This is a genomic window from Nocardia sp. NPDC051929, from assembly GCF_044548645.1.
Classification (GTDB): domain Bacteria; phylum Actinomycetota; class Actinomycetes; order Mycobacteriales; family Mycobacteriaceae; genus Nocardia; species Nocardia sichangensis.
The window spans coordinates 62,605-76,820 of sequence record NZ_JBIUCG010000015.1 but is presented as its reverse complement, the minus strand read 5'-3'; the positions used below and the strand labels follow the sequence as shown (position 1 = coordinate 76,820).

Annotated in this window: 15 protein-coding genes; 7 read left to right on the top strand and 8 right to left on the bottom strand. The window is 69.4% G+C overall.

What is annotated here, in order from left to right; translation table 11 throughout:
* Positions 1-276: 276 nt before the first annotated feature.
* Together ACIHAX_RS21190 and ACIHAX_RS21185 are read right to left on the bottom strand one after the other, a co-directional pair.
* Positions 277-858 carry a TetR/AcrR family transcriptional regulator gene (locus ACIHAX_RS21190; RefSeq protein ID WP_364430029.1) on the bottom strand — a complete coding sequence of 194 codons (582 nt, stop codon included), beginning with the start codon at positions 856-858 and terminating at the stop codon, positions 277-279.
* A 6-nt stretch (positions 859-864) separates the two neighbouring features.
* The gene (locus tag ACIHAX_RS21185) at positions 865-1,551 is read right to left on the bottom strand and encodes a crotonase/enoyl-CoA hydratase family protein (protein ID WP_397279165.1); all 687 of its coding nucleotides are present in this window, start codon (positions 1,549-1,551) and stop codon (positions 865-867) included.
* 226 nt (positions 1,552-1,777) lie between these two features.
* Here ACIHAX_RS21185 and ACIHAX_RS21180 point away from each other — a divergent pair, with 226 nt between their 5' ends.
* Positions 1,778-3,025 carry a hypothetical protein gene (locus ACIHAX_RS21180; protein WP_397279163.1) on the top strand — a complete coding sequence of 416 codons (1,248 nt, stop codon included), beginning with the start codon at positions 1,778-1,780 and terminating at the stop codon, positions 3,023-3,025.
* A 5-nt stretch (positions 3,026-3,030) separates the two neighbouring features.
* On the opposite strand, the gene ACIHAX_RS21175 is transcribed toward ACIHAX_RS21180, so the two are convergent.
* The 4 genes from ACIHAX_RS21175 to ACIHAX_RS21160 form a co-directional block, all read right to left on the bottom strand.
* Entirely contained in the window at positions 3,031-4,239 is a 1,209-nt protein-coding gene (locus ACIHAX_RS21175) for an ROK family transcriptional regulator (RefSeq protein WP_356966961.1), read from the bottom strand.
* Positions 4,240-4,268: 29 nt separating this feature from the next.
* Entirely contained in the window at positions 4,269-5,507 is a 1,239-nt protein-coding gene (locus tag ACIHAX_RS21170; protein ID WP_364430040.1) for an ABC transporter permease, read from the bottom strand.
* Positions 5,504-6,277, bottom strand: a complete 774-nt coding sequence (locus tag ACIHAX_RS21165; RefSeq protein WP_355075679.1) for an ATP-binding cassette domain-containing protein — start codon at positions 6,275-6,277, stop codon at positions 5,504-5,506. The genes ACIHAX_RS21170 and ACIHAX_RS21165 overlap by 4 nt, the downstream gene beginning before the upstream one ends.
* Positions 6,278-6,348: 71 nt before the next feature.
* Positions 6,349-7,425 (bottom strand): substrate-binding domain-containing protein, encoded by a 1,077-nt coding sequence (locus ACIHAX_RS21160; protein WP_355075677.1) that lies wholly within the window; start codon positions 7,423-7,425, stop codon positions 6,349-6,351.
* 405 nt (positions 7,426-7,830) lie between these two features.
* On the opposite strand from ACIHAX_RS21160, the gene ACIHAX_RS21155 reads away from it, so the two are divergent.
* From ACIHAX_RS21155 to ACIHAX_RS21145, 3 genes are read left to right on the top strand one after another with little or no spacing between them, the layout of a single operon-like run.
* Positions 7,831-8,154 (top strand): hypothetical protein, encoded by a 324-nt coding sequence (locus tag ACIHAX_RS21155; protein WP_364430045.1) that lies wholly within the window; start codon positions 7,831-7,833, stop codon positions 8,152-8,154.
* Positions 8,151-9,455: a hypothetical protein gene (locus tag ACIHAX_RS21150; protein WP_397279160.1), complete on the top strand. Its 1,305-nt coding sequence runs from the start codon at positions 8,151-8,153 to the stop codon at positions 9,453-9,455. Before ACIHAX_RS21155 ends, ACIHAX_RS21150 begins: the two co-directional genes overlap by 4 nt.
* Entirely contained in the window at positions 9,442-10,434 is a 993-nt protein-coding gene (locus ACIHAX_RS21145) for a hypothetical protein (RefSeq protein ID WP_364430051.1), read from the top strand. Before ACIHAX_RS21150 ends, ACIHAX_RS21145 begins: the two co-directional genes overlap by 14 nt.
* Positions 10,435-10,480: 46 nt before the next feature.
* On the opposite strand, the gene ACIHAX_RS21140 is transcribed toward ACIHAX_RS21145, so the two are convergent.
* The gene (locus ACIHAX_RS21140; protein WP_355075669.1) at positions 10,481-10,891 is read right to left on the bottom strand and encodes a nitroreductase family deazaflavin-dependent oxidoreductase; all 411 of its coding nucleotides are present in this window, start codon (positions 10,889-10,891) and stop codon (positions 10,481-10,483) included.
* Between the two features lie 113 nt (positions 10,892-11,004).
* On the opposite strand from ACIHAX_RS21140, the gene ACIHAX_RS21135 reads away from it, so the two are divergent.
* The gene (locus ACIHAX_RS21135; protein WP_355075668.1) at positions 11,005-11,661 is read left to right on the top strand and encodes a response regulator transcription factor; all 657 of its coding nucleotides are present in this window, start codon (positions 11,005-11,007) and stop codon (positions 11,659-11,661) included.
* Positions 11,658-12,821, top strand: coding sequence for a sensor histidine kinase (locus ACIHAX_RS21130; RefSeq protein ID WP_397279157.1), 1,164 nt, complete (start codon positions 11,658-11,660; stop codon positions 12,819-12,821). The genes ACIHAX_RS21135 and ACIHAX_RS21130 overlap by 4 nt, the downstream gene beginning before the upstream one ends.
* Positions 12,822-12,860: 39 nt before the next feature.
* Here the strand turns inward: ACIHAX_RS21130 and ACIHAX_RS21125 are convergent, their stop codons facing one another.
* On the bottom strand, positions 12,861-13,238 hold the full coding sequence (locus ACIHAX_RS21125; protein WP_364430061.1) for a hemophore-related protein: 378 nt from the start codon (positions 13,236-13,238) through the stop codon (positions 12,861-12,863).
* Positions 13,239-13,403: 165 nt separating this feature from the next.
* On the opposite strand from ACIHAX_RS21125, the gene ACIHAX_RS21120 reads away from it, so the two are divergent.
* Positions 13,404-14,216, top strand: coding sequence for a DUF1460 domain-containing protein (locus ACIHAX_RS21120; protein WP_364430064.1), 813 nt, complete (start codon positions 13,404-13,406; stop codon positions 14,214-14,216).

Sequence of the window (14,216 nt, the reverse complement as noted above, 5' to 3'; positions counted from 1 at the left end):
GCCTCCCGTCGCAGCACCGAAACTCGACAACCACTGTTGATCACCCGTCGCCGTTCCGCAACCGATTCGCCGCGCATCGATCGGGCGCTGATGCGCCCGACTCCCCGCCGCCGGGCGCGGTCCGACTGCACGCGAGACCGACCGGCGGTTCGGTGTCATCGACGGCTGACATCTCGGGCTCGCCGACGCGCCACTCGGCCGAAGCCGTGGGAATCGCGGTATTCGCCGCATCGCCACCCGAACCCGCTGCGCCGGTTGGCCTACGGCGGCCGCCGCCTAGCGAGTCAGCGTGGCGAGGGCGGCGATGGCGGCCTCTTGAAAGATCGCCGTCAGCGTGCGCGGCCGCGCCGTGACACGTCCGCGCACCCATTGCCTGCAGTACTCCTGCGCCGGTCCGGCGCAGATCGCATGGGCCACCGGATAGCCGCCGCCACCCGGTTCCGCGGTTCCGAGCAACTCTCGATACCGGCGTGCCAGCGCATCGAAGAAGACCCGATTGTGCTGGGCGAGTTCGGGTTCCGCGAATCCGGTCACCTCGTCCGGCAAGGTGGCGAACAGGAACCGGGCCAGGTCGCGATGGTCTTCCACCCAGCCGAGATGGGCCGCGAGCATCGCGCGGATCGCTTGCTCGGCGCCGACATCCGGCGCATCGAGGCACGCCAGCATGGTCCGCTGGTAGTCGAGCATCCCGGAGACATAGACCGCGGCGGCCAATTCGGCTTTCGAACCGAACGCGTGGAACATGCTGCCGCTGGACAAACCGAGCCGATCCCGCACACCGGCCACCGTGAACGACGCATACCCCTTGGCCAGGAGCTGTTCCGTGGCTTCGGCCAGAATGCGCTCGCGGGTGCGCACGGCGAGCTACCCGCCGAACTCGGCATCGATGCCGGAACGGACCGCGGCGAGCACCTGAGCGCGCACACGCAGCTTCGTACCCGTGTGCGCCGCGGAGTCGATTCCGGTCAACCGGTGCGCTTCGGCCGTCGCGCGCGTGCGCAGGTCGTCGGCATCGGTGCTGAGCACGTCGAGAAAGCCCAGTTCTCTGGCTTCTTCGGGCGCGACCAGGATCCCGGTGTTCGCCGCCCGGTCGAAGCCAGGCGCGGTGAGCCGGTGCCGCGCCAGCTCCACACCGTAGTGCGGAATGGTCAGCCCGATCGCGACCTCGTTGAGACCCAGCTTGAAATCCCCCGCTACGCCGAACCGTACGTCCGTGGCCAGCAGCGTGAACGCGCCTTGGGCGATGGCATGCCCAGGGCATGCCGCCACGACGGGATACGGGAAGCCGAGCAGCCGGTGCACCAGGTTGCCGCCGGCACGCAAGGTGCGGCGGATGTCGTCGGCGGATCGGGAGAACGTCGCCAGGTCGTAGCCGGCGGAGAAAACGCGCGCGCGGCCGGTCAACAGGACGACCGCCCGGTCCGCCTCGGCCCGGTCCAGGGCGGCGCCGATGGCGCCGAGCATGTTCTCGGACATCACATTCGCCTTGCCGTCGTCCAGCGTGATCGTGGCGACGCCGCCGTCCAGCCGGTAGGTGACGAGTTCGGTCATGGCAGCCTCCTCTAGAGCAGGACTCTAGAGTATCACTCTAGGGGCTGCTGGCTAACCGCGAGCTGCGGGGTCGGACGACCGGACCCGAACAAGGTGTCGTTGTGACAACGACGCGAAACAGCGGCCAACGGTCGCCCGATACAGGAAACACACGATGCTGCCGAAAAAGCCTGGCGCGTCCGGGCTTCGGGCTAGCCTCTGGACAGGCTCAGGTGAAGGAAGCGACATGACCGCAGCAACCGTCATCCGCCCGCTGGCGCCGAGCGAGGCGATCTTCGCCAACAGCGAAGTACTCGTCGGCTACTCGATTCGGGTCGCGGGTCGGTTGGATCTCGCCGCGCTGTCGGCGGCGTTCGAAGCCGTGGTTCGCTCCCGCCCCATCCTCGGCGCCCACCTCGAGCCGGACGGCCGCGGCGGCCACCTGCTGCTCGAATCCCACGGCGCCACACCGGAGCTGACGGTCGCCGCGGGCGATCCCGAGCGGTTGCTCACCGGAGCCAGGCTGGACCAGCGCAGGGCGCTCTCCTCGCTGTGCGTGGTGCGGGACGGCGATACCGCCGGAATCACGTTGGTGACCCACCACAGCGTCGCGGATGCCTATCATTCGCTGGCCGTGTTCGGCGAGCTGTGGTCGTGCTACACCGACCGCACCGAGAGGCGATCCGCCGAACTGCCGCCGCACGGCTTCCCGCGGTCGGTGGAGGACCTGCTGCGCGAGCGCGGCGTGCGGAAGATCGACACACCGGTCATGCCGCACCGCCGGGTGGGCGTCGCTCGGAGCTACTCCGGCCCGGACGATCCCGATTACCTCGTCCCGCGCACCGCGCGCTGCAGACTGACCCGACAGCAGACCACCGCGCTGATCGAACTCGGGCACCGGGAGCACACCACGATCAACGGCCTCGCCTCGGCCGCGATCCTGCTCACCGAGGCCGAGCTGCGCGGATTGCCGCTGACCGAGCTGGCCTACACCTACTCGGTCGACCTGCGTACCCGGGTGTCCCCGCCGATCGGGATGACCGAAGGCACCAACGTGCTCGGCTTCGCGAATTTCATCCCCGCGCCGCGGACCGGCACGACACTGGTCGAACTGGCCCGCGGCATCAGCGACACGCTGCGCGCCGGCCTGGACACCGGCATCGTGCAGCAGACCCCACTGCACATACCCGAGATCGCCGCCGGTCCCCCGCCGCGCGCACCGGGAATCGTGCTGGCCACCAATTGGGGACGAGTGCGCAGGCCTAAGGTGCCGGACGAGTTGCGGATCACCGACTTCCGCTCGATCATGCTCGGCAAGCCCGACAAGACCGGGCACCGGCTCCAGCAGCCGAGCGGCACCATCATCATCAGCACCTTCGACGACCGGCTGAGCATAGAGATCCACCACCCCGAGGAAACCACCGAGGAACAGCGGGTGCGGGTACGACTGCTCACCACCCACCTGTCGGAGTTCAGCGCGGCGGGCGCCGCCTGAACCCGTCAAGCGCGCGCGGCCTGCTTGCGGGACAAGGTCTGCAACGGATCGGTGAGCACGTCGGTGAAGGCCAGTTCCGCGGCTCCGATCAAGGTCGCGTCGCCCGCCAGCGCGCTGGTGCGCAACCTGACCCGCTCGCGGACGGCTTGCAGGCCGTTCACCGCGACGCGGCTGCGCACCTGGGCCGCCGAGGCCAGATAGATCTCCCGCAGCACGCCACCGAACACCACCATCGACGGATTGAAGATGTTCACCAGATTGGCGACGCCGTAGCCGAGCCATTCACCGACCTGGTGCAGCGCGTCGCGGGCCACCGCGTCGCCGCGGGCGGCGGACTCGACGATCGCGTCGACCGCCGCCTGTCCCGCCGGATCGGTCCGTCCCGCCGCGGCGATCAACCCGAGTTCACCCGCTTCGGCCTCGAGGCAGCCGCGGGAACCGCAGGCGCACGGCCGCCCACCGGGATTCACGATCATGTGCCCGACTTCCCCGCCGTAACCGCCTTCCCCGCCGAGCAATTCGCCATTCATGATGATGCCGCCGCCGATGCCGACATCACCGTGCAGATAGATCAGGTTCGCCAAGCCTTCGCCCACACCGCGTTCGCGTTCGGCCAGCGCGCCGAGGTTGGCGTTGTTGCCGACCGCGACGCGGAGGCCGAGTGCGAGTTCTCGCGTCAGCTCGGCGCCGAACGCGACGTCCACCCAGCCGAGATTCGGCCCGTACCGCACGACGCCGTCCGCCTCGCGGACCATGCCGCAGAACGCGACTCCGACGCCGACGCACCGAGCGTCCGGCGCGGCCGCCGCGATCATCTCCCGCGCCATCGCCGCGAGCGCGGCGATCACGTCGTCCGGGTCGAACGCGCCGCCGGGACGGGCGGTCGCGGTGCGCTCGAGCACCGACCCGCCCAGCCCGACGCGTGCGGCGGCGAGCCGGTCCGCGCCGACGTCCAGCGCGACGACGTAGACCCGCTCGGCCTGCGGACGCACCACCAGCGACGGCCTGCCCGCCCGTCCGGTCTGGCCCGGCAATTCCTCGCTGACCAGGCCTGCCGCCGCCAGATCCGTGGTGAGCGCGAGAATCGTGCTGCGATTCAATCCCATTCGCTCGGCGAGCGCGGCACGCGACACCGCCCCGTCACGGTGGACGTGCCGCAGCAGCGCGGCGAGGTTGCGCGTGCGGATCTCATCGGGCGAAGGTGCTGCTCGCATTCACCGGGCTTTCGTCACAGGGCTGGGATTCATCGCCGCGGGAGCGCACGCTTACGGGAGAGGGCGTCCACTCCGGCCGCCAAGAGCAGCACAAATCCTGTCACAACGAATTTCGTGCCCGCGCTGTAGCCCATCAGCCCCATGCCGTTGTTGATCACGGCGACCACCGCGGCGCCGAGCACCGCGTCCAGCATCCGCCCGCGGCCGCCGAAGAGGCTGGTGCCGCCGATCACCGCCGCGCCGACCGCGGTGAGCAGCACGTCGCTGCCGCCGGTGTTCGGGTCGACGGAGTTGGCGCGCGAGGCCGCGATCAGTCCGCCCACCGCCGCCATCGTCGAGCACAGCACGAAGGCGGTGATCTTCACTCGATCCACCGCGATGCCCGCGCGCCGGGCGGCCTCCGCGTTGCCGCCGACGGCGTAGACGTGCCGGCCGAACGCGGTGCGGTCCAGCACGAACGTCCACAGCAGCAACAGCGCGGCGATCATCGGCACCACGATGGGCATCCCCGTCAGCGAGTGCACCGCGGGATTGCGGCTGCGCTCGCCGTTGAGCACCAGCACCGCCGCGCCGGCCACGAGCGCCAGCAGCACGACTCGCACCACGACCACCCGCGCCGTCGTGCCGGTGAGCCCGAGTTTCGTGCGCGCCCGCCACTTCCGGTATTGCACGAGGGCGAAACCCGTGACCAGTGCCGCGTACAGCGCCCAGCCGAGCAAGGGCGGCACGTTCTTGTTCGCGATGGCGACGATCGTCTCGTCGCGGATGGAGATGTTGCGGCCGTTGTCCATGATCTTCAGCGCCACACCCTGCAACGCGAGGAATGCCGCCAGCGTCACCACGAACGACGGGATCCCGATCTTCACCACGACCGTGCCGATCACCAGTCCGATCACCATCCCGGTGAGCAACGAGACCAGCACCGCCGAATACCACGGCCACCCTTCGTCGGTGAGCAGCACCGCGAGCACGGCGGCGCAGACCCCGCTGGTGAACCCGGCCGACAGGTCGATCTCCCCCAGCAGCAGCACGAAGATCAACCCCATCGCGATCACCGCGATCGCCGCGCCCTGGGTGAACAGATTGGCGAAATTGGCCTCGGACATGAAGACCGGGCGCGCCGCCCAGAAGACGGCCGACAGGACGACGAGCGCGATCACCGAGGGCAACGCCCCCATGTCGCCGCCGCGCACGCGGCCGACGTAGTCGCTCATCAGGTCGGTCACCGGCGCCGCCACCGGTCGCCGCTCGGTGGTCACCGCGGTCATCGGGTCGCTCCGCTCGCCTCGAGGCCGAGCGCGCCGCTACGGCCTGCCGTGATCAATTCGACGACCTGCGCGTGCGTCACGTCGGAGGTTCGTACCTGGGCGGCCATCCGGCCGAGATAGAGCGCGGCGATCCGGTCGGACACCGCGAAGACGTCGTTCATGTTGTGCGAGATCAGCACCACCGCCAGGCCCTGGTCGGCGAGCTTGCGGACCAGTTCGAGCACCTGCTGGGTCTGCGCGACGCCCAGCGCGGCCGTCGGCTCGTCCAGGATCACCACTTTGCTGTTCCACAGCACGGCTTTCGCGATGGCCACCGTCTGGCGCTGGCCGCCGGACAGGCTGGCGACCTGCTGCCGGACCGACTTGACGGTGCGCACCGACAGGCTCGCCAACGTCTTCTCGGCCAGTTCCTCCATCGCGTACTCGTCGAGCACGAGACCGCGCTTGCGCTCCCGGCCCAGGAACATGTTCTGGACGATGTCGAGGTTGTCGCAGAGCGCGAGGTCCTGGTAGACGATCTCGATGCCCAGCGCCGCCGCGTCGCGCGGGCTGTGCACCTGCACCGGCGCGCCCTCGAAGAGGAACTCGCCCGCATCGATCGGATGGGTACCGCCGATGCATTTGACCAGCGTGGACTTGCCCGCGCCGTTGTCGCCGACAAGTGCGGTCACTTCGCCGGGGAAGGCGCTGAAGGTGACCTCGTGCAGGACGTGGACCGGACCGAAACTTTTCTCTAATCCGCGTAATTCGATGACCGGCAGTTCGGACATGGGGTGGCTCCTCCGAAGAATGGAGCCCCTTCCGCAATCCCCTCATCGAACCGCGGAAGGGGCGTGCGATATCAGATCCCGTTGTCCGCGCAGAGTTTCGCGAACTCGCCGGTGCACAACTCGGTCTTGGTGACATAACCGTCGGCCACCACGTCCTTGACGTTGCGCGGGTAGATGGCCTTCGGTTCCAGCAGCACCGACGGCACGTCGGCGTTCGACTCCGGATCGCGCACGGTGCCGTTGGTCGTGCCGGGTTCCCCCTTCACCAGGCCCACCGCCAGTTTCGCGGTCGCTTCGGCCTCTTTCTGGATCGCCTTGTAGACGGTCATGCACTGGTCGCCCGCCAGCACGTTCTGCAGTCCCTGCACCGTGGCGTCCTGCCCGCTGACCGGCACCTGACCGTTGAGCTTCTGCTTCTTCAGCACCGCGATCGCGGCGTTGGCCAATCCGTCGTTGGCCGCGACGACGCCTCCGATATCCGGCCTGCCGGTGAGCATCTGCTCGAAGATGGTGCCCGCTGTCGTGTTGTCCCACTCCGGGACAGCCTGATCGGGGCCCTTGACGTACTGGCCCGCGTCGAATCGTGGCTTCAACACACCGTCGTAGCCGGTCTTCAGCAGGGCGGCGTTGTTGTCGGTCGGTCCGCCGTTCAGGTACGCGACCACCGGGCGCACCGCGTTGCGATCGGTCAGGCACTGCGCGACGCCCGCACCGAGCAAGCTGCCGACCTTCACATTGTCGAAGGAGACGTAATACTGCGCGCCGCCGCCCAAGGTGAGCCGGTCGTAGTCGATCACGGTGACGCCCTGCGACTTCGCCTTCTGGATCACCGCTTTGCCGGTGCCGCTGTCCAGGTTGGTCATCACCAGGACCGAGACGCCGTTGGTGATCATCTGGTCGGCGATGGTCTGGAAGGCGTTCTTGTCGCCCTGGGCGTTCTGGATATCGGCCTTGACGCCAGCGGCTTCGAACGCCTGTTGCAGGTACTTGCGGTCCGCCGTCTCCCAGCGGGCGGAGGTCTTGCTGTCCGGAAGGATCACGCCGATCTGGGTTTTGCCGCCGGAGTCCCCGGAGTCGCCGCACGCGGTGAGCGTGGCGGCCAGGAGCGCGAACGACAGCGCGGCGGCGCTGAGGATGCCCTTACGCATAAGTGGGCCTTTCATCACCGGCCGGGACGATGCCCCGGCCGGTCGGAGTGGAACAAATGTTGTTCACAGCAACATATTGGACTGTGACGCAGCGCACAACAGCTAATTTGTTGTTCCGAATAACAATCTCGACACGCACGCGTTCGCTCGGGTGGACGCCACTCCGGCCGGATCGGCAAGGGACACAGGAGGGCTCGTGAACAGGGAGGTCGGCCGTCGCGCCAGGACGCGCCCGCGGACGCTTCGAGATGCCGCCCGCGCCGCGCGGACGGTCGGACACGCGAAAGCGTGGCCTACGCGCGAAACCGACCACCGAGGAACAGGCGCATGGCGGGGCTTCGGCACAGTACCCTTGGCGGTGAATCATGGCGCGGTAGCGACAGACTGGGATCCGGGAGGGGAACAGTGGATACGCTCAGGCTCGACCCGGCGGCGGTGGCCGCCTACACCGCGATCGCGGACGCGGTGTCCGAACAATTGGCGTCGGCGGCCACGGTCGCCTCCGGCGCGGTGGATCCGGAACGGCTGGCCGCCGATCTCGGCGTCGTCGGCGCGGAATTCGCGGCGCGCTTCTCCGCGGCCGTGTCCGAACACGCCGAAGCGTTGTCGACGGCCGGACAGCTGGTCAGCGCATACGGCCGAGTGCTGCGCGGTTACAGCGAGAACGCGCAGGATGTCGACGCCGCGACGGCGAGCGCGATCGCGCGGTCCGGGGAGGCACCGGCATGAGAAGCCTGATGGGACTGCGCAAACGCACCCACACCACCCAGCCCGCCGCCGAGACCACCAGGCCGGTGAGCACCGAACCTGGCGTCGATCCGCCGATCGTCGCCGCGCTGGTCAAGCCACTGCTGACGCTGCGCTCCGCACTCGGCACCGGTGTCGGCGTGCCGAGCGCGGCCGCGACCGGGGCGCTCTCGGCCGCATCCGCCCAGGCGGCCGACACCGAAGGCCCGCACCGCGAAGGGCTGCACGCCCTGGAATCGACCTGGACCTCCCAGGCCGCCGACAGCGCGGTGCCCGCGATGCGCACCACGCAGACCCAGATCGGCGACATCTCCGACCGAGGTCCGGCCTACCTGTCCGTTCTCGCCGACGCGCACGCCACCTCCGGGCGCGCGGCGCGGCGCGTCGACCAGATCATCGCCGACTTCCGGCGCGACGCGCGGGAGATCCTGGACAACGCGACCTCCGCACCGGAGACCGACGCCGTCATCACCCGCGCCACCCAGGCGCTGCGCGACGCGCTCACCACCGTGACGGCCGCGCGCACCGAAATGGACGACCACACCAGGAAACTCGACGAGATGGGACCGCTCACGGTCACCACGCCGTCCGGCGTCAGCCAGGGGCAAGCCGTCTATCCCGGTAGCACCGGGCAAGTCGTGCCCGGCACCACGACACCCGCCACCACACAGCCCATGGACCCGGCCATGGTCGCGCAACTGCAATTGCAGCAGCAGCTCATCTCCGCGGGGGTGGACCTCGGCACCACGGCCATCAACGCGGGCGTCGACATCGGCACGCACATCATCGACAAGATCGCCGAAGTCGGCATCCACGGCATCGACACCGTCGCCGCGGCCGCGGACAAGGCGATCCCGGAGCTGATCAACCCGGGCTCCACCACCAACTCCGGCACGACCGGCGACGACTCGAAGAATTCCTCGAAGTTGTTCGACTTCGGTGGATCGCCGGAGCACAAGTCGTCGACCAGCGGCCCGGGTTCGCTGATCCCGCCCGGCAATTCGTCGCCCGCCGCGCGAGCGGATGCGCCGAAACCGGAGAGCAGGCCCGCGCCCGCGGTCGCGCCGCCCGCCGTCGACTCCGCGCCACCCGCGCCCGCGAGCAGCCCGGACCATCCCGCTCATCCCGGCCCGACCGGCGGCATGGTGGTACCGCCCGCTCCGCCGCCGGGCGGCGAAGACCAGGAGCACAAGCCGCGCGACGGACAACTCGGCGTGACCATCCCGTCCGCCGTGGCAGCGGTCGTACCGGTGCTGGGCGAATTCGACGATGACGCCCCCTGACCGGGAGCATCCCAGTCAGGGCGCGAGCCAGGCCAATCCGTTCGACACGGGTCTGCCGATGCTGCGCATTCCGGCAGGCAAGCCGTCCAAACGACGTCGTTCACCCGGCCGGCGCAAGCAGGTTCGTCGTCGTGAGCCGCAGTACGAGGCGCCGGAGCCACCGCGCCCGCCGGAGCGGCAAGACACCCGGCCGCGCCTCGGCGAGTGGGAGCAATGGCTCGAACCCGCGCCCGCCGCGGTGCGACCGCCGCAACCCGTTGCCCCGCAGCAGCGCGGCGCACCCACCGAGCCGGTGCGGGCCGAGCCCGAGGACGGCCACGTCACGGCGCCCGCCATCGTCAACCGATCCGGCATTCATCCCGGCACCCCGGTGCGCCACCCGCGGCGCACCGAACAGCAACGCGGCAACCGCTCGCTGACGGTCTTGATCGTGCTCGCCATCGTGATCGCCACCGTCTCGATCGGCCTGGCCATGATCTATGGCTCCGAGGCGAATTCGCGCACAGCGGCGGCGACATCACCGCCGCGCGCGGCCGGACCCGCGCCGACCACCTCGACGTCCACCTCACGGGTCAGGCCGCCGTGGGCCATCGCCACGCCGGGATGCGAGCAGAAACGCACCGCCGACGTCGTCTCCGGCACCGATCCGGGCGGCACCGGCAACGGCCCCGACGCCATCTTCGCCTTCGAGTACGCCTACTACGCCGAACGATCCGGGTACCGGGCTCGCGCGGTGGTCGCCCCCGACGCGGCGGTATCGCCCGCCGATCAGATCCAGCGCGGCATCAACCAGGTGCCTGCGGGCACCCGATACTGCGTGCAGATTTCCCGGGCCGGGGACGGACCCGACGGCCAGGCACGGTGGGAAGTCCGCTTGACGCAGCAGTTCCCCGGCGAGGAGGCGAACACCTTCACGCAGTTCATCACGACCCGTACCGGCACGGATCAAACGCTGATCACCGGAATCACGGCAGGCTGACGCTTCCGTTCGGCCACGACCGGGAACGGCGCCGCCCCAGCTCCGCTCAGTGCGGCGTCAGCTTGACGACGGGAATCACCCGGTCGGTCTTCTCCTGGTATTCGGCGAAGCCGGGCATCACCTCGACCATCGCGGCGTAGAGACGGTCGCGCTCCGCGCCTTCGGTGACCGGAGTCGCGGTCGCCGCCAGGGTCTCGGTGCCGATCTCGAGCGTGACCTCCGGGTTCGCCCGCACGTTGTGGAACCAGTCGGGATTGGTCGGAGCGCCCGCTTTGGAAGCGATCACCACGATGTCGTCGCCGTCGCGAACGAACGCGAGCGGATTGGTGCGCGGGCGACCCGACTTCGCGCCGGTGCTGGTCAGCAACAGCAATTCGCGACCGGCGAAGGGGCCGCCGACCTTGCCTTGGTTGGCGCGAAATTCCTCGATGATCTGGGTGTTCCAGTCGCCTGCCATGGCTTGCCTCTCCTGGGAGTCGGGTGCGCCGGTTCGTCCGCGAGCCTACCCAGATCTGCCCGCCGGGGCCGGACTAACGTCCACCCAACAGCGGTAGAGGGCACGATGGCGGGGTGCGGGTGCTTGTTGTCGAGGACGAGAGATTGCTGGCCGACGCGATCGCCGACGGGTTGCGCAGGCATGCCATGGCGGTCGACGTGGTGTACGACGGCACCGCGGCGCTGGAACGTACCGGCGTGCACGACTATGACGTGGTGGTACTCGACCGGGATCTGCCCGGCGTCTCCGGCGACGAGGTGTGCGGCACGCTGATCGAGTCCGGCGGCTCGGCCCGGATCCTGATGCTGACGGCCGCGAGCGCGGTGGCGGAGCGGGTAGCCGGTCTGGGGCTTGGCGCCGACGACTATCTGACCAAGCCGTTCGCCTTCGCCGAGCTGGTCGCCCGGATCCAGGCGCTCGGGCGGCGGGCACGCAGCGCCGCTCCCCCGGTGCTGGAGCGGTCCGGTATCCGGCTCGACCAGCACCGGTTCGCCGTCACCAGGAACGGTGAACCGGTCACCCTGTCGCGCAAGGAGTTCGCGGTGCTGGCCGAACTGCTGCGCGCGGACGGCGGCGTCGTCTCGGCCGAGCAGCTGCTGGAGAAGGCATGGGACGAGCACATCGACCCGTTCACCGGCGTGGTGCGGTACACGATCATGAACGTGCGGCGGAAGCTGGGCGACCCGCGGCTGATCGAGACCGAGCCCGGCGTCGGATACCGGATCCGATGAGCGGGCGCACGATCCGGCTGCGGCTCACGCTGCTGTACGCGACGGCGTTCTTCCTGGCCGGCGCGGTACTGATCGCGTTGATGTACTTCTACCTGAATCAGTCGCTGGAGCGACGGCCCGGCGGCGGTGCGCAGCAAGTGGTGCGGGAGTATCTCCTCGAGCGGGCGGAGCGCAACCGTGCTCCGGTGTCCGCGGAACTGTTCAAGGCGCTCGGCGAGCAAGCCCAGCGGAATCGGCGGGACACCTTGCGCGCCATGCTGGTGTGGTCGCTGGTATCTCTGGGCGCGGTGGGGATCGCCGCAGGTGGGTTCGGCTGGTTGCTGGCCGGACGCGCCCTGCATCCCTTGCAGCGGATCACCGCGACCGCGCGGCGCGTGGCCGACACCAACCTGCACGAGCGCATCGCCCTCGACGGTCCGCAGGACGAGATCAAGGATCTGGCCGACACCTTCGACGCGATGCTGGAGCGCCTGGACCGGGCCTTCGACGGACAGCGCCGATTCGTGGCGAACGCCTCCCACGAACTGCGCACACCGCTGACCATCAACCGGACCCTGATCGAGGTGGCGTTGGAAGACCCCGAGGTTCCCGAGTCCACCCGCAGGCTCGGCGCCACGCTCCTCGAGGTCAACCGCCGTCACGAACGGCTCATCGACGGCCTCCTGGTGCTGGCCACCAGCGAACAGCGGCTGACCGAACACCGCAGCGCCGACCTCGCCGACCTCGCCGCCGACGCGGTCGGGACCAGAGCCGAACGGCCAGGGGCCGAGATCACCGCCGATCTCGAAACCGCGCCCGTGCAGGGAGATCCGCTCTTGCTGGAACGCCTCGTCCACAATCTGCTCGACAACGCCGTGCGCTACAACCTGCCCGAGAACGGCTGGGTGAGCATCCGGACCAGGACGGCAGGCCAGCGCGCGGTGCTCACCGTGGCGAACAGCGGTCCCCCGGTGCCCGCGTTCGAAGTCGACAGTCTCTTCGAACCGTTCCGCAGACTCGCCACCGCCGAACGCTCGGCCGATTCCGATACCCGCGGCGCCGGGCTCGGCTTGTCGATCGTGCGCTCGGTCGCACAGGCCCACGGCGGCGTCGTTCACGCGACGGCCCGCCCGGAGGGCGGTCTGGCGGTCACCGTCGACCTCCCCCGCGCGCGGGCGTAGCGAGGTGCGGGCGAGTCCGACACCTCGCCCGCAGCGTGCTCAGTAGTTGTGGCAGGTGTCGGCGATGACGCGCAGCTTCTCGCGGTGCTGCTGCGCCTCCGGCGAGTTGCGGCGCTCCTCGAACCTGGCCTTGGCCTCCGGGTGCTTGTCCAGGAATTCCTTGGCGCGCTGCTTGCGCTGCTCGACCGGGAGACTCAGGAGTTCCTGGAGTTTCGCCTTCCGGTCCGGGTGCGCGTCGAGCCGGGCGGCGGCGTCGGGGAACTGGGCATGGACGGCGGCATCGATCTGGGCGAAGCTGCACGTCGTCTCCAGCAGTCCGCCCGGCTGCGGCTGCGCGGAGGCGGTCGCCGGAACCAGCAGCGCGCCCGCGGCGAGCAGACCGCCCAGAGCGAAGGTGGCTCGAACGATTCTCGTCATGTCGGATAACCCTTTCGGTGGGGACGTGGGGCCACCACCTCGTGACCCGGCGTTCAGTCCACCAGAAGGGGTGTTTGGACGGCGCTAGGTCTTGCCGACCCTCATCACCTACCGTTGGTGTCGCTGTCGTGTACGGATCGGCCGGCCCACTCCGCTGGAGGCGTCTTGCGCACCATCGCTCGTGTACTGCTCGTCCTCGTGGCCCTTGTCTGCGCCGCGGTGTCCACACCGACCGTGGCGCTCGGCGCTCCGGAGGCCGTGCGCCTCGACGACGTCACCGCGAGAAAGCTCGACGAATTGCTGTCGCTGCGCGCTCAGGCGCCCGCGGCGGCGAGCAAGGCGGAACTGATCGAGCTGCTGTCGCGCCGGTTCCTCGGCACGCCCTACGGCGCGAACATGCTCGTCGGATCGGCGACCCAGCCCGAACAGCTGGTCATCGACTTGCGCCGGGTGGACTGCTTCACCTTCCTCGATTACGTCGAGGCGCTCACCCGCTCCACCGACCGCGAGCAGTTCACGACGAACCTGATCCGCACGCGCTACGCGGGCGGCCGCGTGGACTTCCAGCAGCGCAAGCACTTCTTCACCGACTGGTCGAACGTCCCCGACGTCGCGGCCACCGACATCACGGCGACGTTGAGCGCCGCTGCGGTGACCGTCACCGAACACCTCAACGCGAAAGCCGACGGCGGCACCTATCTTCCGGGGCTGCCGGTGGTCGATCGCGCGATCACCTACATTCCCAGCGCCGCGGTCGGCCAGGACGTCGTGAGCGGGCTGCGCACCGGCGACTACATCGGCGCCTATGCCGACCAACCGGGCCTGGACGTCACCCACGTCGGCATCTTCGTCATGACCGACGCCGGTCCGGTCTTCCGGAACGCGTCCTCGCTCGCGGGCAATGACAAGGTGGTGGACTCGCCCTTCGCGGAGTACGTGCGGTCGACACCGGGCATCGTCGTACTCCGGGCGCGCTGA

Bases quoted from the DNA above. Each gene is read 5' to 3' on its own strand.
- ACIHAX_RS21130 (WP_397279157.1), top strand. From the start codon at position 11,658: ATGAGCGGGCGCACGATCCGGCTGCGGCTCACGCTGCTGTACGCGACG.
- ACIHAX_RS21165 (WP_355075679.1), bottom strand. From the start codon at position 6,277: ATGTCCGAACTGCCGGTCATCGAATTACGCGGATTAGAGAAAAGTTTC.
- ACIHAX_RS21140 (WP_355075669.1), bottom strand. From the start codon at position 10,891: ATGGCAGGCGACTGGAACACCCAGATCATCGAGGAATTTCGCGCCAAC.
- ACIHAX_RS21150 (WP_397279160.1), top strand. From the start codon at position 8,151: ATGAGAAGCCTGATGGGACTGCGCAAACGCACCCACACCACCCAGCCC.
- ACIHAX_RS21185 (WP_397279165.1), bottom strand. From the start codon at position 1,551: ATGACCGAACTCGTCACCTACCGGCTGGACGGCGGCGTCGCCACGATC.
- ACIHAX_RS21145 (WP_364430051.1), top strand. From the start codon at position 9,442: ATGACGCCCCCTGACCGGGAGCATCCCAGTCAGGGCGCGAGCCAGGCC.
- ACIHAX_RS21170 (WP_364430040.1), bottom strand. From the start codon at position 5,507: ATGACCGCGGTGACCACCGAGCGGCGACCGGTGGCGGCGCCGGTGACC.
- ACIHAX_RS21160 (WP_355075677.1), bottom strand. From the start codon at position 7,425: ATGCGTAAGGGCATCCTCAGCGCCGCCGCGCTGTCGTTCGCGCTCCTG.
- ACIHAX_RS21180 (WP_397279163.1), top strand. From the start codon at position 1,778: ATGACCGCAGCAACCGTCATCCGCCCGCTGGCGCCGAGCGAGGCGATC.
- ACIHAX_RS21125 (WP_364430061.1), bottom strand. From the start codon at position 13,238: ATGACGAGAATCGTTCGAGCCACCTTCGCTCTGGGCGGTCTGCTCGCC.
- ACIHAX_RS21175 (WP_356966961.1), bottom strand. From the start codon at position 4,239: ATGCGAGCAGCACCTTCGCCCGATGAGATCCGCACGCGCAACCTCGCC.